Origin of the sequence: Brumimicrobium oceani, from assembly GCF_003143775.1 — a bacterium.
Taxonomy (GTDB): domain Bacteria; phylum Bacteroidota; class Bacteroidia; order Flavobacteriales_D; family Crocinitomicaceae; genus Brumimicrobium; species Brumimicrobium oceani.
In genome coordinates this window covers 138,110-157,560 of the sequence record NZ_QFRJ01000006.1, presented here as the reverse complement: position 1 = coordinate 157,560, position 19,451 = coordinate 138,110, and the positions used below count along the sequence as shown (strand labels likewise).

The following is a 19,451-nucleotide window of genomic DNA, read 5'->3' as shown; positions in this document are numbered from 1 at the left end:
TCAGAAGTAGTAAATAAAGATTTTAGGGTTCAAATAAATCGAGAATTCAGTTTTGCCTGAATGAGCAAAAATAGTTGTGTAAGTTAATTTATGCTTTATTCAGTATTCTCCTCTGTTACTAACATGATGACGCTAACAACTATTCGTTAAATGCTCCCTTTTAAAATAGAATCTTTATAAATTTACTGGTTAAACCCGTATGGGCTAAAATTTATCTTAAGTTATGAAATTACTTGAACCAAAAACACTGAAAGGACTGGCAGAATTCTTAAACTGTGAATTCTCGGGAGATCCAGCGCATTTAATTACTGGATTGAATGAAATTCATCGTGTTGTGCCTGGCGATTTAGTATTTGTGGATCATCCAAAGTACTATGATAAAGCGCTCAGTAGTGATGCTACAACAATTTTAATTGATAAAAAAGTAGAGTGTCCAGAAGGAAAAGGCTTGTTGATCAGTGATCATCCTTTTGATGATTTTAATCGCTTAACCCAACATTTTAGACCAATTCGTTTTTCCTCTCATTCTGTTGGTGAAGGTACTGAAATCGCTGATTCAGCTCAAATATATCCTAACGTTACGATTGGGAATGATGTAAGGATAGGTGAAAATGTTGTGATTTATCCTGGTGTGGTGATCATGGATCGCACAATAATAGAAGAAAATGTAGTGATTGGTGCTAATTCAGTGATTGGACACAACGCTTTTTATTACAAGAAGAAAGAAACGGGTTATGATAGATTACATACTTGTGGAAATGTTCACCTAAAAAAGAATGTTGAGCTCGGTGCCATGTGTACCATCGATGCGGGGGTAACGGATACCACAATTATTGGTGAAGGTTCTAAATTGGACAATCAAGTGCAAGTAGGACACGATACAATTATTGGAAAAAATTGTCTTCTGGCTGCGAATGTTGGTATTGCTGGCTGCACGGAATTGAAAGATAATGTAACCATGTGGGGGCAGGTAGGCTGCGCTAGTAATGTGGTGATTGGTGAAAACGCTGTTGTTTTAGCACAATCTGGAATTTCTAAAAGTCTGGGACCAAATAAAACCTATTTTGGAAGTCCAGCAAAAGATATCCGATTGATGTATAGAGAAATGGCTGCTATTCGTAAGTTGCCAGAAATTTTAGAAAACATGTAATGCGGCGAGATTCCATTATTAAAGAGTTGAATGAGGAACTGAAGTTTAAAGACTTTGAGTTAAATTCCTTACTCGAAATTACTAAAGGAATCAACTCGGATCAATCAATAGACTATTTACTTTCTGTTTATGAATTTATCTTAAAGGAACAACTGGGCCTTTATAAATTTGTCCTCTATAAAAAACACAAGAATTGGACACAACTGATAAAGACAGGGGTGAAAGGGAGGATTAAAAATATAGATATTGAACGTGATTTAATACGATTTCAAGACATTACCCTCATAGAATCTTCAAGTAATACAGATTTAAATCAATTTGACGTTGTAATTCCTGTTTACCATCAGGAAAAAGCGCTGGCATTTCTCTTATTAAAGGAGCAGCAGGGAAATAGAAAAATCTATAATTTTACGAGCTCAATTAATGAATTGTCTTTTATTGAAACCTTGACCAATATTATAGTGGTGGCCATTGAAAATAAGAGAATGCATCAACAAGGTCTAATTCAAGAGCGCATAAAAAAGGAGTTGGAAGTAGCTTCAGAAATGCAAAAACTACTTTTTCCAGATGATTTGCCGTCAGATAAGCGCTTAGATTTAGCAGCAACATACACGGCCAGGCATGAAGTGGGAGGGGATTATTACGATTTTATACGCATTAGCGAAGATGAATTTATTGTTTGTATAGCAGATGTTTCAGGGAAAGGAGTAGGTGCTGCAATGTTAATGGCAAATTTTCAAGCCACTATTAGAACCTTGTTGAGTTTCGAACAGTTTGACTTAGAATATTTGATTAAGGAGCTGAATAAAAAGGTTATGAAAGCCGCAAAAGGGGAGAAGTTCATTACTTTTTTTATTGGTAAGTACAATTCCAAATCCCGAAGATTGAAATACGTAAATGCGGGTCATAATCACCCTATTTTAACGAATGGAAAGAAAGCTCAGTTTTTAGATAAGGGGGCCATTGGATTGGGAATGTTGGAGGAAATACCATTCATTGAACCAGATGAGGTGGAGATCAGTCCCAATTCAACTTTGATTTTATATACTGATGGAATAGTAGAACTTCAAAATAAGGCAGGCGAATACTTTCAAACAGATCGACTTATAAAGTTGATACACAGTTTTTATCCTCTAAAAATGGAGGATTTGAATAACCTGATTTTTTCTAAACTAAATGAATTTCGAGAAACAGAAGATCTTGTGGATGATACAGCGATTTTTAGCTGCAGGATATTTTAAGCGTCTAGTGATTTTTAAATTATGGTCGTTTAATACTGAAACTTTCTTCATAAAACGCGGGAACTACCTTTGTTAGTACCCAGTTGTTAATTGTAGCGCTAGTTTTGCAAGTCGGACATTCAGTAATGGTAACTGTATAGTTAACAGTGGTGTCAGCCTTATTCAATACAACGGTTCTGTCGTAGCCTGAACTGCAAGAAGCCGTAGTTTGCAATGAGAAAACAGAGAAATTGGAAAAGTCTACGGGTTTGTAATTGATGCCTCCATCAAAACTGACTTCAATTGTTTTATCATAATCCGAAGCTTCTGTAATGAAATTTTGTCCTTCTTCATATCCAAATACACGAACAATAGCGTCTTCAATAACTATTCCGCCTGTACTGTTTGAAGGATCACACTTTTTACAAGAAGTAATGAAAATAAGAAGTAATGTTATAAAAAATAGTTTTTTCATGGTATTGGATTGAATAACAAATATACTATGTTTTTTTACGGAGTTCAAAATTTTGACCAAGATAAACTTTTCTAACCTGTTCATCAGCAGCTAATTCTTCGGCTGTTCCTGCTTTTAATATACCACCTTCGAAAAGTAAATAGGCCCGATCTGTAATGGAGAGGGTTTCTTGGACATTGTGATCGGTTATTAAAATTCCAATATTTCTGTTTTTCAAATCGGCAACAATAGATTGAATGTCTTCCACCGCAATGGGATCTACTCCTGCAAAAGGCTCGTCTAGGAGTACAAATTTTGGGTCAGTAGCCAAAGCGCGTGCAATTTCGGTTCTTCTTTTCTCGCCTCCAGACAAAGCAGATCCTTTGTTTTTACGCACATGGTTTAAGCCAAATTCAGAAATCAACTTTTCAAGCTTGGCGTGACGTTCTTCCTTGTTCAGTTTTGTCATCTCCAAAATAGCCATGATGTTGTCTTCCACGCTTAGCTTTCTAAAAACGGAAACCTCTTGTGGTAAATAGCCAACACCCAATTGTGACCGTTTGTACATGGGTAAACGCGTAATGTCATTTCCGTCAAGATGAACACTTCCTTCGTCTGGCGTAACCAACCCTACAATCATATAAAAAGAGGTGGTTTTTCCGGCCCCATTGGGTCCCAAAAGTCCAACAATTTCTCCTTGATTAACCTCAATTGAAATTCCTTTCACCACCTTTCGGCTGCGGTATGATTTGGTTATATTATTTGTATATAGCTTCATTGTCTTTTATCCAACTGACTAAATTAGTGTTATTAGGAATATTTGCCAGTAAAAGCCTTGATTTTTTCTTTTTGATTTTTTCGAAATCAATAGTTCGAAATCTTCATCGTGAGCTTTCACTAGAATCTAATTCTGAATTTCGCGCGTATTGCCACAGGGGAAACCCCAGGTTCTAAGTGTGTTATTCTCCAAATGGCGTCCACTCTAAATACTTTAAAAATATTCTCTATTCCTATCGCACTCTCCAAGTAAGGGGTATTTCCAAATAGTTTTGTGTTGTCTGGCAAAAGCATTTGTTGACTTTGCTTTTCTGAAATGTCTCCCCAAACGGATTTTGCTGAAGCAACCAATCTCCATTTTAAGTTTCTCAACAATGGAACTCTGTCAAAGAATAATCCGTTAAAATGTTGTTCTGCCGAAACTCCGACATAACGGTCAGAAATAAATTCAAAATAGTCCATTCTATTGTGTGCTGAATTTTGAAACCAATAGGTCTGGGAACCTTCATGAATTTTTAAAAAAGGATATGCCGCTTCGCCTAAAACTACACCACCATAAATTTCATAGTAGAGTTTACCAAAAATTCCTAGCTTAGGGCTATGACTCAATTTTAATTCAAATTTTTGATATTCATAGTCAGATCCTAAAACGCCCTTAATTCCCAAAATACTCTCTAGACTAATGGCAGGATATTTTGATCCAACAGAAATACGATCGAAAGTTCCCGAGATAAACTCTTCATTTTTGGCATAGCGGATCTTTATTGAAGTTTCAAAAGTCGAGATGTCCTCTATTGGAGAAAAACTAATAGAAGAAGTAGGAATTCTGAACTGGGTAGCACCTAAGGCTCCTAGTTTTTTCCATTCAACTCCCGCAGTAATAATAAAGTTTTTCCCCATATCTTTCTCGATATTCGTTCCAAAAGTCTCCGTCATGATGAGTTGGTCTAATGGTTGTGTTCTGAAAAGTGATCCTAAAGCGCCATCAATATCTTCTGCATTGCTGGGCATTCCTAGTTGTTTCACATCATAATCATAAAACACTTTAAGCATTCCTCGCTTTTTGGGAGATACGTTATACCTTATTGCCCCACCATATTTAAATTTTTCATCTAAATAGCCATAAGCCAGTCTCCCTGAAAACTCAATTCTTTCACTAAAATCATTCGATGTTCGCAATTGAATCTGATTTCTAAAGCCCTCTACTGTGTTGTAACTAATTAAGCTTTTTAAGTTTCCTAGTTCAAACTTTCCCATGGGATAAAAACCGGTTGTGACTAAGAAAGAAAAGTTCTTAAAAGCCTTAAAGAGCGGGACTTCATTCAAGGAGTCTATCATTACATCGATATCTTCTTCTTGTTTATTGAGTGGGACATGACGGTGTTCCCTCCAGTATTCCTCTGATCTTTTGTTTGCGCCTGCTTCGATGACAACATTTTCAGAACTTTTATAAAAGTCGGGAGGGTGGGGAGTATTGATCAGAAAATTCTTTCGTGTTGTTAATTTTCTACCATAGAAGCCAAGAAGTTTAGAGTTTTCGAGCGCTTTTAAGTCTACAATTAATTTATCCGAGGTCATCATCCAAACCTCTTTTTCAACTTGTTCAAATTCTTGCTCTAAATAAAAACCGTTGACATAGTTAATGTTGGCATCATCAGCAACCGTTGCAGACCATTCTTTTACAGCGTAAGTGGTGTCGTGAATCCACATTTCACCTGTGAAGGTTAAATCACCTTTTCTTTTGGGTTCAAATGACAATAGGTAACACCATTGCTTTCCAATAAAAGCACTGTCTTTTAGGTATAAAGTATAATAGGCACGACCAAAATTAGCAATAGGACTGATAAAAGACTTATCGAAAATTCCAATATAATTTTCATAAACATTGATGTCTTGATACATTTCACCTAGAAATTGATTGACCTCCAGGTTTTCAATTCCTGTTATGCGAGAAGCTTTAACGACTTCTTTTTTCTTTTTAGGATTGGTTCTGTAATAATAATCAGAAAGTGACTCTGTTAAGATCAGTGGTAGGTATTTATCGCCGTCCATGGTGTCCAAATAATCCATCACCAGATTTAGGTTTTGAACAATCTTTCTGTCCTCAAATTGATCGCCGATGTTGTTGAGGTCTAACTGGATTTTGTTGTAGGTCTCATATTGATAAGCGCCTAGTTTTTCCTTATTATTAATTGGTTTGTTATTTACAACTCTCCGGTGTAAAACAGTTGAGGGTTTTTCGTCTGGAGCAGTAATGTAGACTTCTTCGGTGGTTTGAGTAATCGGTTCTAATCTAAAGTTTATTACTTGTGCTTCATCTCTTTTTACATAGACAGTTTGAGATGCAAATCCTGAGGCGCGCACGATTAAAGAATCCGTAGCATAATAGGACTCTATGGCATATTTACCATCAAAATCGGTTTCTGTTCCAATTTTTGAATCTTGGAAAAATACACTAGCGAATGGAACTGGTTCTCCAGTTTCATCTTCTACAACTGTACCTGAAACGCCGGTTTTTTGAGCGCTTAAGAAATTAGTTGTTAATAGGAAAAATATAAATAACCATCTCATTGAATACTAAAGTAAGCAAATTGCGGTAATGTGTCTGAAGTACGATTCTTTTTTATCATTTTTTATAGTAGTGTTAGTATGTTATTTTTTTAGTTCGGCTTTTAATCTTTTTCGTTCAACTCTAGCGCTTATTAATATTCCTACCTCATAGAGAAGAATGATAGGAATAGAAACAATAACCTGACTAATAAAGTCTGGCGGAGTTATTAATGCAGATAAAATTAAGACTCCTACAATAGAATGCTTTCTATATTTCCTTAAAAATGGCGCATTTAAGATTCCTATTTTAGTAAGGATATATACAACTATTGGCAGTAAAAATAATAGTCCTGTAAATATGACGCTTGAAATAATTAAAGACATAAACGAAGCAATCATCCAAATATTTTCAAACTCCGCCGATAAGGAGAAAATCCCGAAAAATTGAATACATAAAGGAGCTACAACTAAATAGCCAAAAATAACCCCGAACAGGAATAGTACAGAGACAAAGAAAGTGATTCCGCTTACTTCTTTCTTTTCATTGACTCTAAGACCAGGTTTTACAAAGCCCCACAATTGAGAGAAAACAAAAGGAAAAGAAACGATAAAACCGCCAACAAATGACATGAGTAAAGCGGTGGAAAATTGTGACCCCACTTTGTTGGACTGGAATTTTATAGGAATTTCTTCCAAACAAATACCTAGATATTCGCACATAAAACGAAAAGAAACAAAACTTGGCTTCGTCATCGAAATGAAGATGTTTTGAATTATCCACTCTTTAAAAAACCATACAACTATCGCAAATACAAGTATTGCAATAACTGATTTTACTATTCTCCATCGCAGTTCCTCAAGATGAGCGAGGAAGGACATTTGATTATCTACTTCATTCATAATTATGTGCGAAAATAGTGTTATTTCTTCTTATTTCCGATTAAATTTAAAACATGTTTTCTTTGTTTTTAACTCCGCCTTCGTTCACCCAAAAGATTGCTGTGTCAAACGATTTTTTTGAAATCAGAGCATCGATGTGATTGCAATACTCAAGCTTTATTGCTTTGGGCTTGGTTCAGTCAATCCTATTTTCAAAATGAATACGTCAAGACACTTTTCCCTTAGTCTGTAGAAGGAGTTGTTTTAAAATTAGGTGTATCCAGAAAGTGGTTTTTCTAGTCAATAAACCTATTTCACTCCACTATAATCCAACAAGGTAACATGTCCATGGCGAATTACTTGAATTCCATTTCCGTTTTTTAAGGATAAGCGGTAAACGTAAACGCCCTCTTCTGCATTTCTTGATTGGTGTTTTAATTTTCCATTCCAGCCTTCTTCAGGATTGGCAGTAGAAAATATAACGCGTCCGTATCTATCATATATTTCAAAAAGATAATCATTCAATTGTCTGTGCCTTGTTTCTGGTTTGAAAACCGGGTTTTTTCCACCAACAGTAAAAGCATTGGGGATAAAAATAAGTGGTTCAATTACCCCGCAGGCCACATTGCTCCTGCTTGTTTCTTGAAGTCCGTAAGCATTGCTGGCTTCCACAGCTTCTACCAAATAACAAACTCTTCCCTCTTTAGATTTTGCGAAAGGTGTAGCTTTGTCTGTGTAAGTTCTTTCGTTATAGGGTAAAACTGCAAGTGGAATCGTATCGAAAACACCTTCAATTGATCGGTAAACTCTATAGCTAGAAATTGTTCCAATGAAATTTTCGTAGGGCGTCCATTGCAGTGTATGTTGCTCCGTGTCGTCTTTTGTGATGACTTTTAAATGAATAGAAGTACCTAAATTCGAAATTTGAGAAATTTGGTCACAGGTATCTATTGTTATAGTGCGATAGGTGTAAGAACTATCCATTACATCTACATTAGCATCTGTAAAAATAATTTCAGCATTGTTTCCCATCACTGATTCGTCAATTTTGACAAAGTCTTGAGACGTGCTATTCAATCGCTCCAACTGAATAGACTTTACGCCATCTCCATTGATAATTCTGTGTTTGATAACTGTGTTTTCTCCTTCCACTGTTGCCACACTCAAATAGGAAATTCCTGGCCCGTTTCCAGCGCTTAAGTTTACTGTGTCTTTATTCGAAAAGGAAGTTATACCTTGTTCTGAAATTGTTTGAACCGCGATGATCATTTCATCCCCAAAATTTATATTCGTACTGTAAGAATTTGTTGTGGATTGCCCAATTTCTTGCCATGAACCGTTGTTGACACTTGCAAAAACCTTTGACTCTACGATGCTGTCAAATCCCAAATATCCTGTCCAAGTTAAATTGACCAAGCTATTACATTTGTCAATAGAGGAGGTCAATTGATTTGTCGTATGTGGTGATGCCTTTGCTGAAGTTTGGTAGGTGGGCGGAACATTGGTGGTGAAACAAGAGTCAAATGCTGCAATTGAATATTCGAAAGGTCCGTCGGCTAAGTTTTCTGAATGGGTGAATGTTGTATTTGGTCTTCCCCAAACGGTATCTATTTCAACAAGATTCCCGGCTAAATCTGTTTGGTATACAACATAACCGTAAGTGTCAGTTTGACTATTTACATCCCATGAAACAGTGATTTCATTCGTTAAGGTGTCAATATTGACATTCGTAATTACAGGAATACTTGGAACAATTTTATCTTCGAAAATGTCACCAATACTATTACTTGTAAAATTGCAATATGAAGTGGGTAAAATAATTTGATAACTTAGAAATTCTTCACAAACGTTAATTGTGTCGGAGTATATTGTCGTGTTGTATAAAACTGAATCGATAAGCATCCAAGTTCCAGCTGGAAATTCTTTATAGATGTGAAAATAGTCATTGAAGGAGCTTAATTGATTTGCGTGCGGCTGATTCCATTGCAGAATCGCTTCTCCATTTCCCGGATTGTTTAAATTTAAATAAATGTTTTTCAGCGTATCAGATGATAGAGGAGGAGCTCCGGGAATATTTGAATTTACTGTCACATAATAGCCATCCACAGTTCCTGCTCCTGGATTGGTGATTGTGGCACTGTTAGTATTAATATTGGGGTAAGTATTAAAAAAACCGCCTCCGTCTCCAAAAAGATCATAACTGTCAAATTCTCCATTCGGATCATTCACCGTATTCCAATGAATGGTGATGTCTCCATTTGGTGCTGTTGTAATACACGTGATTTCTGGCGCAGTTAAAGCACTTGCTATTTGGATATTGAATCCAAGCAATAAAAATAGAGTGAAGAATTGTAATACTTTTTGCATTGATGTTTAAACGTGTTTTATGTACTAATAGTATAACGTAAAGGTAAGGCTTTTCGTTGCAGAATTGAGATTTTATTCTGTTTTGGGTTTATTTACAAGTTCTTACATTTTTAGTGACCCATTTAACAGCCACCAATAATTAACCAACCAATAAATCAGTGATTATCCGCGTTTGAAAATCCGCGTCATCCGCGTTCCATCATCCTACCCAGCACTCACCACCGTAAAGTCTTCCCAATTCAAATACAATACAGCCAATTCTTTCACTTCTTTCGGAGTAATTTCATTTACTTCTTTGATGAATTGGTCATAATAAGAAAAGTTCAATCCATAAGTTTCTACAGAAATAAATCTGTCCATCATGGCTTGTGCTCCATCAGATTGCTCTAGTATTTGACCAATAATGTAATTTTTCACCAATGAAAGTTCATTTTCGCTTACTTCTTCAGTTTGCAGCAGCGTTATTTCTTCTTTTATCGCTTCTAAAGTCAAATCTTTAAATTCTTTTCCAACTTCTGTGCTGATAAAGAAATATCCTGTTTCTTTGAGTTGTGCAACTCCAGAACCTATGCCGTAAGTGTAACCTTTGTCTTCGCGAATGGAGGACATTAATCGACTTCCGAAGTAGCCACCCAAAATTGTATTCACAACACTAAATTTGATGAAATCTTCATGTTGCTTGTTGAATAAAACTCTTCCAACGCGAATTGCAGTTTGAAGCGCTTGTTCTTTTTCTACGTGAATGTTATTTGGCGTATAACTATAATCGTAATCAATTTTCGTTACTTCGTCCTTGCTGAATTGATTTCCTAAAGCTTTGATTGCATCTAAACCTTCCTCATTTATTGCGCCAACAATTGAAATGTATTGCAATCCTTTGAGGTATTTTTCTTTGTGAAATTCTATTAAATCCTTTTGGTCAATTTTATCGTAATCTTCCAAATGCGTTAAATCTCCATAAGGTGAATTGCTGAACAAATCGCTCAAAAAAGCACGTCTGGCTTGTGTAGAAACTTTCTCCAAACTAATCGCCATTTTCTTCTTTTTCGATTGAAGTAATTGGTTGATTTCCTTTGGATTGAAATTTACATTAATCATCGCATCAACCACTGTTTTGGCAATTGAAACAATGTGTTCTCTTAATCCAATGGCCGAAATGGTGGCTTTTTCAGTTGAAATCTCTACTCCAGTAAATCCTCCTAATCTGTCAATTGACTCCTCAATTTCATCGCTTGTTTTATCAGCTGAGCCAGAAAAAAGTAACTCACCAGTCAGTTGCGCAATAATTTTTGAAGTTTTCAAACTTCCCGCATCAAAAACGAAATCTACACGAACAGTTTCATCCGTTGTTTTACGCATGGCGAAAACCTTCACCTTGTTTGCTAAAGTGTCTATTTCTGGTGATTGAAAATCTATGTGTGTAACTGTTGATGTTTCTGGTGCAATGGTTCTATTCATCATTCTTTTTTGCTTTAATAATCAATTGGGTACAATTGGTTTTCTGTAAAATTTCATTGGCGTACTTCTGAATGCCTTCAACTGTAACTTTTTCGTAAAAATCGGTTTCGGTATTGATGAGGTTGGCATCGTCCAATAATTCATTCATTGCTAAAGCGATACTTTTGTTCAAAACACCTTGCTCAGAAAATGCTTTTGTTGTTTTTACCTTGTTAATGATTTTCTCTAATTCTTTTTTTTCTATTAAATTAATTTTTAATTCATCAAGAATTTTCCAAAGTTCTTCTTCTATTTGGGCTAAAGTAGCGCCGTCACTCGGGTGAATGGAAATCATTAACAAACCAGTGTCTGTGGAACCCATTACGTAGGCATTGATGTCTGTCACCAATTCCAATTCTTTTTTCAAACGTTTGTATAAACGAGAAGACTTTCCTCTTCCTAAAACATCAGAAATTAAATCGGCTTCGTAATATCCTTCTTGTCCTTTTCCGGCCATTTTAAATCCGTAAGTGTAAACGTCCGATGGAACATCTCTTTCTATGGTTTTCGTTCTGAACTCGTTTTGTTTTGGTTCTTGAGGTAGCTTTCTTACTTTTTTCTCTCGAGAAGGAATGTCACCATACCATTTTTGAACTAGTCTTTTTACCTCGTCTAACTCTAAATTTCCAGCAATACATAAAATTGCATTTCCAGGGTGATAATGCGTATTGAAAAAGTCTTTCACCTCTTCCATTGTTGCTTCTTGAATGTGCTCAATATTCTTTCCGATAGTTGCCCAGCGGTAAGGATGAACTTTGTAAGCCAATGGTCGAAATTCTAACCACAAATCTCCGTACGGTTGGTTCAAATAACGTTGTTTGAACTCCTCAATCACTACGCTGCGTTGAACTTCTAAGCTTTTCTCAGTGAAAGCCAAAGACAACATTCTATCGCTTTCTAGCCATAAAGCTGTTTCCAAGTTTTGTACTGGAACAACATCGTAATAATTGGTGATGTCATTGCTCGTAAAAGCATTGTTTGATCCACCCGCTTCTTGCAATGGGCCGTCGAAATTTGGAATATTTATAGAACCTCCAAACATTAAATGCTCAAATAAATGGGCGAATCCTGTTCTTTCTGGAGATTCATCTCTTGCTCCAACGTCATATAAAGTGTTCACCACTGCCATTGGAGTGCTAACATCTTTATGGAAAATTACACGCAATCCATTATCAAGTTCAAAACGTTCAAATTCTACCATTAAAACTTAAATTTTTCATTTGTATTTTGCGCTGCTAATGCAGTCTTGAAGTCATTAACAATCTCCTCAACGATTTGTGCGGCTGGAAGAATTTTGTGAATTAATCCTGAAACTTGACCAATTTCTAATTCACCTTCTTCCAAATCTCCTTCAAACATTCCTTTTTTCGCTCTTCCACGACCCAATAAAGTCACTAAATCTTCAACGCTTTTGCATTCATTATAGGCTTCAACCACTTGCGAATAAAAAGCATTTTTAATCAGTCGAACAGGAGTAATTTCTTTTAAAGTCAGGATAGTATCACCTTCTTTGGCCTGAACTACAGTGTTTTTGAAATTAATATGCGCAGAAGATTCTTCAGAAGCCACAAAACGACTTCCAATTTGCACGGCATCAGCTCCAAGGTTCATGGCAGCGAGCATTCCAGCTCCGTTTCCAATTCCACCAGCGGCAATAATTGGAATATCCAACGCTTCAGCAACCATTGGTATTAAGCAAAAAGTAGTGGTTTCGTCTTTTCCATTGTGTCCACCAGCTTCAAAACCTTCGGCAACAATAGCATCAACTCCTGCTTCTTGAGATTTTAGGGCAAATTTCACACTTGAAACTACGTGAACAACAGTGATTCCATGTTCTTTCAAGTGTTTTGTCCAAGTTTTCGGATTTCCAGCAGAAGTAAAAACGATAGGCACTTTGTGCTTAATAATTGTCGCAACGTGCTTGTCGATATCGGGATAAAGCATTGGCAAATTCACTGCGAAAGGCTTATCCGTGGCTTGCTTACATTTTTGAATTTGTTCATCCAAAATTTCAGGATACATACTTCCCGAACCAATAATTCCTAATCCACCAGCGTTGGAAACAGCAGAAGCCAATTCCCAACCCGAACACCAAATCATTCCTGCCTGAATGAGCGGATATTCTATATTAAATAATGATGTAATTCTATTTTTCATAAAACTGTATTTTTTCTGATTGTTTTTTTTAGGCATGTAGGGTCGATTTGCAAATCGTAGGGACGGTTTGCAAACCGTCCGTACTACGATTTGCAAATCGCCCTTGCATCAATCATTTTTTCGTATTCAACCTCTTCCCCCAAGCCAACAACATAATAATTATCCCTGCCAAAACAAAAGGAATACTCAACCATTGACCAGTGTTAATAATCAATCCAGCGTCTCTTTCTGCTTGACCAACTTTCACAAATTCGATAATAAATCTCCATCCGAAAATGAAAACCAAGAAAAGTCCGAACAGGAATCCGGTTTTCTCTTTTAAATTCGTTTTCCAGTAGAGTCTAAGCAAGATGAAAAAACTGAGTAAATAAGCCAATGCTTCGTAGAGCTGTGCTGGATGACGATAAACATGCACCATTTCTCCATTTACTTCAACTAGATTGTCAATGCTTTCATGCATAAACATGAATCCCCAGGGCATATCCGTAGGATTTCCAATAATTTCATGGTTCACCAAGTTTCCTAAACGAATGAAGCATGCAGCAATAGCAATGGGTGCCACAATTCTATCTAAAATCCACCAAACAGATCTTTTTGTAACGACTTTACTGTAGATGATTAGAGCGATTAAAATAGCAATTGCTCCACCGTGGCTGGCTAATCCACCTTCCCAAACTTTAAAAATATCTATGGGGTTTTCGCGGTAAATATGCCAATCGTAAAAGAAAACATGTCCGAGACGCGCTCCTACGATGGTAGCAACAACGATGTAAATCAAAAGTTTATCAAGCCATTCTTCTGGGATTCCCTCAGCCTTGAAAATGCGTTTCATGACGTAGAAACCAATAATTAAACCTGAAACAAAAAGTAAACCGTATAAATTTGGAGTGCTCCAACCATCAATCAGTTGCGAGGTCATATTCCATTCAATTCCTAATATCACAATGTGCGTTTTTAAAATGTTCTCGAAAGATACTTTTTTTGAATTAAAGAGTGGGGAGTTTTTTGAAGAATTACGCGGAGTTTCGCAAAGTTTACGCAGAGCTACGCCGAGATATCTTAGAGGTGCACTGAAGTTTGATTGGGTTATGGAGAGTTACGCTGAGATTTGGTTGAGTTACGTTTTGCTGTGCATATATTAAGTTTTATTAATACTCTTAGATATGATAATGAGGTCATTTGCTATAAATTATTGACCATTCTTCTAATTCCGTGTTTCATTAATTTGGTTTTAAAGTTTAAAAGAAGTCCTAGTTTATATTCTCCAAATTTCAGGTAGGTTAGCAATTGGGCATAATGAACATCAATTATAGAATCAACGGATTTTAGTTCAATAACTACTTTTTTCTCAACGAGTAAATCGATACGATAGCCTTGATGTATTCTGATTTCTTTATAGGTAATTGGCATTTTTACTTCTTTTTCAACTCCTAATCTAATTTTCTCTAGCTCATATATTAAACATTGTTGATATGCTGATTCCAATAGTCCTGGTCCTAATGCACTATGAACCTCGATGGCACATCCAATAATTATTGAGGAAATTTCATTTTCTGTCATTTTGATTTAGGTTTTTAAGTTTCTACCTAAGTTAAATAAAAATGTTGAATAAAAGGTTCAAAAAAATACTATTATTTGATTATTGTAGACTTCCATATATCAGTGTTTTACATTTTGGCGTAAGTTTAACTCAAGCCTCCCCCTCTACGAAACTCAGCGTCCCATTGCGCTCTTTGCGAAACAATAAATCCCATGAAAACCTCTTTGCTAATCTTAGCGAAAACTTAGCGAAACTCCGCGTAACCAAAACCTCACGCTCACGCCTCTACGAAACTCAGCGTCCCATTGCGCTCTTTGCGAAATAATAAACCCCATGACCAACCTCTTTGCTAATCTTAGCGAAAACTTAGCGAAACTCCGCGTAACCAAAACCTCACGCTCACGCCTCTACGAAACTCAGCGTCCCATTGCGCTCTTTGCGAAATAATAAATCCCATGACAACCTCTTTGCTAATCTTAGCGAAAACTTAGCGAAACTCCGCGTAACCAAAACCTCACGCTCACGCCTCTAAGAAACTCAGCGTCCCATTGCGCTCTTTGCGAAACAATAAATCCCATGACCAACCTCTCTGCGAATCTTAGCGAAAACTTGGCGAAACTCCGCGTAACCAAAACCTCAAGCCCCCCTCTGCGAACTCAGCGTCCCATTGCGCTCTTTGCGAAATAATAAACCCCATGACCAACCTCTTTGCTAATCTTAGCGAAAACTTAGCGAAACTCCGCGTAACCAAAACCTCACGCTCACTCCTCTGCGAAACTCAACGTCCCATTGCGCTCTTTGCGAAATAATAAATCCCATGACAACCTCTTTGCTAATCTTAGCGAAATCTTAGCGAAACTCCGCGTAACCAAAACCTCACGCTCACGCCTCTACGAATCTTTGCGAAAACCTTGCGAATCTCAGCGTAATTTTACCGCTTACTTCTCCAACTTAATAGCCTCTGGTATTCTGATCGGCTTCTTATTATTCCCTTTAAACTTCAACTTCTCAGATCTTCCTTTTTTGAAAATCTTATTGCTGTTGTCTTTTCCTTTTCTTAAAGCACGTTGCTCTTCTTCCGGCAAATTGTAAACTTCTTGACATTCTGAACAACAACATCCTTGCATTTTTTCTTTACAACTATCACATTGGATAAAAAGTAAATGACAGGCATCGTTTAAGCAATTTACGTGAGTATCAGCAGCCTCCCCGCATTGGTGACAAACAGAAATAATATCTTCTGTAATTCTTTCACCACGTCTTTCATCAAAAACGAAATTCTTTCCTATAAACTTATTCTCTATTCCTTTATCAGAACAATCGTTGGCGTATTTTATAATTCCACCTTCTAGTTGATGTACGTTTTTAAATCCTCTATGTTTATACCAAGCAGAAGCTTTTTCACAACGTATTCCTCCTGTGCAATACATTACGATGTTTTTGTCCTCGTTTCCTGCAAGAATTTCGTCTTCTATAATAGGTAAAGATTCTCTAAAATTGTCTACATCAGGAGTAATCGCGCCTTTAAAATGGCCAACTTCCGTTTCGTAGTGATTTCGCATATCAATCAATATCGTATTCGGATCATCGATTAAGTCGTTAAATTCAGTGGCTTTTAGGTGTTTTCCTTTGTTGGTTACGTCGAAGGTTTCATCATTTAATCCGTCTGCCAAAATCTTGTGGCGAATTTTAATTTTCAATTTTAAGAAAGGGAATTCTGCCTCTGCTTCGTCGACTGCAATGTTTAATCTTATGTTATTCAAGAATGAAATCTGATACAATTCCTTTTTAAATTGCTCGAATTTATCCGCAGGAACTCCAATTTGAGCATTGATTCCTTCAGAAGCAACATAAGTTCTTCCTACGACTCCCAGATTATTCCACATTTGGAAAAGGTGATCTCTAAATACTTGTGTGTTTGGGATTGAAGCGTATTGATAGAAAGATACCGTAACGAATTTCGTTCCGCGTTCTTTTAACTTTTCTACCAATTCTTCCTTACTTAATTTATTCCACAGTTGCATGCTATGTATATTTTTAAAACCGATTTCATTTTCTAGCTTTCCTATTCAACTTTTTTAGTTCATGCACACAGGCTTTAAAGGTGCGTGCCAAATTGAAATATAGATATTCAGAAAATACGTCGGTATAGGATTAATGATTTTGCAAATATAATGAATTGCCGAAAACTGAAAGACTAAGATTTATGACTTTAGTCAGTTGTATGATTTTTAGTTGCTCTGATTTAGTGATTTAACTCTAAAAATGAAAAACGAGTATTTATTGCTTCTAGAATATTCTAAGATGATAGAAACTTTTGTTTGGCTCAGGGTTTGAAAAGGAGGCTGAAACGGAAGGGTTGAATTGAGTAATAGTAAATGAAAGTGCCTCCTTATCGAATTGAAAAAGTCTTGGATGAATTCTTTTCGGAAAAGAGTGGGTAGTAAAAAAAAAGCATCCAAAAAATATGTTTTGAATGCTTTTTCATTTTAAATATTCATTTACCAGCCTGTTGAAAAGCTAGCTTTATCCCTCAATTATCTCTTCAAGGGCTTTATTATAGCTTTTCTTTGCTTCCTGTATAAAGCCAAAATGTTCATCGTCTACCACTAGTTTTCCTTGTGTTACATGACCCAAGAGTGTGAAGTTTACTCTAGAATTCATCATGAACTCTATGAAAGCATCTTCGCTTTTTTCGTTTACTCCCACCAAAACTCTTCCACCCGATTCGCCAAAAAGAAATGCATCTTCTCTGATTTCAGCATCTGTAACAATGTCAAATCCAAGTTCGTTAGGCATTGCCATTTCCGTAAGCGCAATAAAAGTTCCGCCAATTGAACAATTATGTGCCGCATTGATCAAATCATTTTTAACTAAGGATTGTAATACTTTATGCAACTCATACTCCTTGTTCATGTCGAAATATGGAGCCGGAGAGGATGTTACGCCATGGTATGCTGTCAGATATTCTGAACTTCCAATACACTCTACTGCCTCACCAAGAATAAAAATCAGGTCTCCTTTGTGCTTAAAATCAAAGGTCATTGTTTTATTTTTTTCTTCTAGCAATCCAAGCATGCCTATCGCTGGAGCCGGAGAAATGGCTGTCTTTTTACCCGCAGTTTCTGAAAAGCGATTAAAAGATATCACCTTGTCAACAACGGGCGCGTCAAACTTTTTACTTGCAGTGCTTAAGGCTTCTTCGATATTAATGTGTTGCCATTTTGTTTCAGGGCTGGCGAGGTCTCCAAGGTTTAAACATGCGCTAATGGCCAAAGGTCTTCCACCTGAGCAAATAATGTTACGAGAAGCTTCTGCGATTGCTAAAGCAGTTCCAATGTAGGGGTCTGCTTTTATGTATCTCGAGTTTCCATTTACCGATAGCAGTATAGATTGTTTACTGTCTTTAGTATCTTCTATGGCAGCATCAGAATTTTTGCTAACCTTTTTTGGGGCGGATCTTTTTAAGGTGTTGAACTGATCGTTAATCCATCTTTTAGAAGCAATGTTGGGCTGTTTTAGCAAAAAAGAAGCTAGCTCCTTAAGGTCTTCAGGTTCTTTAATTTGGTTGATGTCAAAGTTTTTGTTCTCCAGAAAATAGTCAGGCTCTTTGCCTTGATTTTCGTTTATAGAAAATTCGTTTTTACTGAAAAAATCCAGTGGAAGAGTAGCAAATATTTCATCATTATCTAAAAGTTGAATATTCATATTTTCCGCTTTGACTTTGATGTTTTTACGGTCCAAGCCTAGAAGTTGAGCAATGGAATTAATGGTTTCTTCCGATTGGATAATTTCTCTCAGATTTAAAGGAGATGTTTCTTTTTTCGAATCAAGTCGCTTTACCGAAAAAGTATTAATCAATGGCAAGTTACCAAGGTTTTGATCAAAAAATACATCGTTTGCTATGATGGGTGCGTTATTAATGTTGTTTTCTTTACTCAATGTTTCCAAGGTTTTCTTGGTCAACGATATATTCTCTTTTTTAGACAGTTCACCCAAACGGATGGAGTTGATTTGTGCAATTAAACTGGATGAATCATGGGTGTTGTTCAAATGTGAGTTCACTCTAAATTCATAGTTTGTGTTATTTCCTAACTCCACTTTTCCTGAATATTCGGATGAGTATAGTTGCGGCCAAATCATTCCACTTATTTTTATTTCCGAGATAGTGGGTACCCGGCCTAAGTCTTTTGTTAATTTCTCAAATGTGTCTGTTGTAAAGCCTTGTTCTAGAGCTTCTGCTGTGCTTGCAGCTTTTAAAATTGTATTTCCCATATTTCTCAGTTCTCATGCGAAAATAATAATTTAGAAACTGCTTTCTTGACTTTTAAGCATTGTTTTTCATAAACCAATTTTGAGAAGTGTATATTTTATTGAAGTGGGCAGCATGCAAAGAAAAATTTGAAATTTATTTAAATATTTATTTGGAAGTGAATTGAATAAAGAGTACTTTTTCTAACATTTTAAAAACAAAGGCCATGCAAGAAATTATAAATGAGAAACCACAAGTGGTTCAAAAAGAGGTTATTCCTCAGTTGAAGTTTCATAAAGAATCAAAAGTAAAGCAATCGGCAGGTCTGATGGAAAGCCTGATGGAAGCCACTAAATTAGGTAACTTACACCATGGTAAAGTGGCGATTGTATTTGAGGATGATGACGGCCTGAAGCAAGTAGAAACGACTATTTGGGCAACTGGGTTAAAATATATTTGTCTGAAAGGAGGGATGTGGTTGCCAATTTCTAGTATTCATAAAATTGTACTCCTTTGATACCTTAATATTATACATAGATTGAGTAATTACCGTTCTAAAATTATCTGTAAGATAGGGAGGAGAATACTTTTAGAGGGTTAAATAGGGA

Annotated in this window: 15 protein-coding genes; 3 read left to right on the top strand and 12 right to left on the bottom strand. The window is 36.3% G+C overall.

What is annotated here, in order from left to right:
* Positions 1-223: 223 nt before the first annotated feature.
* Positions 224-1,150, top strand: a complete 927-nt coding sequence (locus DIT68_RS09460; RefSeq protein WP_109359554.1) for a UDP-3-O-(3-hydroxymyristoyl)glucosamine N-acyltransferase — start codon at positions 224-226, stop codon at positions 1,148-1,150.
* Positions 1,150-2,391: a PP2C family protein-serine/threonine phosphatase gene (locus tag DIT68_RS09455; protein ID WP_109359553.1), complete on the top strand. Its 1,242-nt coding sequence runs from the start codon at positions 1,150-1,152 to the stop codon at positions 2,389-2,391. The genes DIT68_RS09460 and DIT68_RS09455 overlap by 1 nt, the downstream gene beginning before the upstream one ends.
* 19 nt (positions 2,392-2,410) lie before the next feature.
* On the opposite strand, the gene DIT68_RS09450 is transcribed toward DIT68_RS09455, so the two are convergent.
* The 12 genes from DIT68_RS09450 to DIT68_RS09390 all read right to left on the bottom strand — a co-directional run bounded on the left by DIT68_RS09450 (position 2,411) and on the right by DIT68_RS09390 (position 18,866).
* Positions 2,411-2,845 (bottom strand): hypothetical protein, encoded by a 435-nt coding sequence (locus DIT68_RS09450; protein ID WP_109359552.1) that lies wholly within the window; start codon positions 2,843-2,845, stop codon positions 2,411-2,413.
* A gap of 25 nt (positions 2,846-2,870) precedes the next feature.
* Positions 2,871-3,602 (bottom strand): LPS export ABC transporter ATP-binding protein, encoded by a 732-nt coding sequence (gene lptB / locus DIT68_RS09445; RefSeq protein ID WP_109359551.1) that lies wholly within the window; start codon positions 3,600-3,602, stop codon positions 2,871-2,873.
* 119 nt (positions 3,603-3,721) lie between these two features.
* The gene (locus DIT68_RS09440) at positions 3,722-6,172 is read right to left on the bottom strand and encodes a DUF5686 and carboxypeptidase-like regulatory domain-containing protein (protein ID WP_109359550.1); all 2,451 of its coding nucleotides are present in this window, start codon (positions 6,170-6,172) and stop codon (positions 3,722-3,724) included.
* 81 nt (positions 6,173-6,253) lie between these two features.
* Positions 6,254-7,051, bottom strand: coding sequence for a twin-arginine translocase subunit TatC (tatC, locus tag DIT68_RS09435; RefSeq protein WP_109359549.1), 798 nt, complete (start codon positions 7,049-7,051; stop codon positions 6,254-6,256).
* Positions 7,052-7,339: 288 nt separating this feature from the next.
* On the bottom strand, positions 7,340-9,397 hold the full coding sequence (locus DIT68_RS09430) for a T9SS type B sorting domain-containing protein (RefSeq protein WP_109359548.1): 2,058 nt from the start codon (positions 9,395-9,397) through the stop codon (positions 7,340-7,342).
* Positions 9,398-9,601: 204 nt separating this feature from the next.
* Positions 9,602-10,858: a M16 family metallopeptidase gene (locus tag DIT68_RS09425; RefSeq protein WP_109359547.1), complete on the bottom strand. Its 1,257-nt coding sequence runs from the start codon at positions 10,856-10,858 to the stop codon at positions 9,602-9,604.
* Positions 10,848-12,095, bottom strand: a complete 1,248-nt coding sequence (locus tag DIT68_RS09420; protein ID WP_109359546.1) for a M16 family metallopeptidase — start codon at positions 12,093-12,095, stop codon at positions 10,848-10,850. The genes DIT68_RS09425 and DIT68_RS09420 overlap by 11 nt, the downstream gene beginning before the upstream one ends.
* A complete protein-coding gene (locus tag DIT68_RS09415) occupies positions 12,095-13,051 on the bottom strand; it encodes an NAD(P)H-dependent flavin oxidoreductase (RefSeq protein ID WP_109359609.1) in 957 nt (318 codons plus the stop codon). Before DIT68_RS09415 ends, DIT68_RS09420 begins: the two co-directional genes overlap by 1 nt.
* Positions 13,052-13,163: 112 nt before the next feature.
* On the bottom strand, positions 13,164-13,994 hold the full coding sequence (lgt, locus tag DIT68_RS09410) for a prolipoprotein diacylglyceryl transferase (protein WP_109359545.1): 831 nt from the start codon (positions 13,992-13,994) through the stop codon (positions 13,164-13,166).
* 239 nt (positions 13,995-14,233) lie between these two features.
* Positions 14,234-14,611, bottom strand: a complete 378-nt coding sequence (locus DIT68_RS09400) for a GxxExxY protein (protein WP_109359543.1) — start codon at positions 14,609-14,611, stop codon at positions 14,234-14,236.
* A 918-nt stretch (positions 14,612-15,529) separates the two neighbouring features.
* Positions 15,530-16,615 (bottom strand): oxygen-dependent tRNA uridine(34) hydroxylase TrhO, encoded by a 1,086-nt coding sequence (trhO, locus tag DIT68_RS09395; protein WP_109359542.1) that lies wholly within the window; start codon positions 16,613-16,615, stop codon positions 15,530-15,532.
* Between the two features lie 502 nt (positions 16,616-17,117).
* Positions 17,118-18,866 carry an AIR synthase-related protein gene (locus DIT68_RS09390; protein ID WP_109359541.1) on the bottom strand — a complete coding sequence of 583 codons (1,749 nt, stop codon included), beginning with the start codon at positions 18,864-18,866 and terminating at the stop codon, positions 17,118-17,120.
* Between the two features lie 203 nt (positions 18,867-19,069).
* On the opposite strand from DIT68_RS09390, the gene DIT68_RS09385 reads away from it, so the two are divergent.
* A complete protein-coding gene (locus tag DIT68_RS09385; RefSeq protein ID WP_109359540.1) occupies positions 19,070-19,360 on the top strand; it encodes a hypothetical protein in 291 nt (96 codons plus the stop codon).
* The last annotated feature ends 91 nt before the right edge of the window (positions 19,361-19,451 follow it).

Coding starts and splice junctions, on each gene's coding strand:
- DIT68_RS09460 (WP_109359554.1), top strand. CDS start 224: ATGAAATTACTTGAACCAAAAACACTGAAAGGACTGGCAGAATTCTTA.
- DIT68_RS09455 (WP_109359553.1), top strand. CDS start 1,150: ATGCGGCGAGATTCCATTATTAAAGAGTTGAATGAGGAACTGAAGTTT.
- DIT68_RS09450 (WP_109359552.1), bottom strand. CDS start 2,845: ATGAAAAAACTATTTTTTATAACATTACTTCTTATTTTCATTACTTCT.
- lptB (WP_109359551.1), bottom strand. CDS start 3,602: ATGAAGCTATATACAAATAATATAACCAAATCATACCGCAGCCGAAAG.
- DIT68_RS09440 (WP_109359550.1), bottom strand. CDS start 6,172: ATGAGATGGTTATTTATATTTTTCCTATTAACAACTAATTTCTTAAGC.
- tatC (WP_109359549.1), bottom strand. CDS start 7,051: ATGAATGAAGTAGATAATCAAATGTCCTTCCTCGCTCATCTTGAGGAA.
- DIT68_RS09430 (WP_109359548.1), bottom strand. CDS start 9,397: ATGCAAAAAGTATTACAATTCTTCACTCTATTTTTATTGCTTGGATTC.
- DIT68_RS09425 (WP_109359547.1), bottom strand. CDS start 10,858: ATGATGAATAGAACCATTGCACCAGAAACATCAACAGTTACACACATA.
- DIT68_RS09420 (WP_109359546.1), bottom strand. CDS start 12,095: ATGGTAGAATTTGAACGTTTTGAACTTGATAATGGATTGCGTGTAATT.
- DIT68_RS09415 (WP_109359609.1), bottom strand. CDS start 13,051: ATGAAAAATAGAATTACATCATTATTTAATATAGAATATCCGCTCATT.
- DIT68_RS09400 (WP_109359543.1), bottom strand. CDS start 14,611: ATGACAGAAAATGAAATTTCCTCAATAATTATTGGATGTGCCATCGAG.
- trhO (WP_109359542.1), bottom strand. CDS start 16,615: ATGCAACTGTGGAATAAATTAAGTAAGGAAGAATTGGTAGAAAAGTTA.
- DIT68_RS09390 (WP_109359541.1), bottom strand. CDS start 18,866: ATGGGAAATACAATTTTAAAAGCTGCAAGCACAGCAGAAGCTCTAGAA.
- DIT68_RS09385 (WP_109359540.1), top strand. CDS start 19,070: ATGCAAGAAATTATAAATGAGAAACCACAAGTGGTTCAAAAAGAGGTT.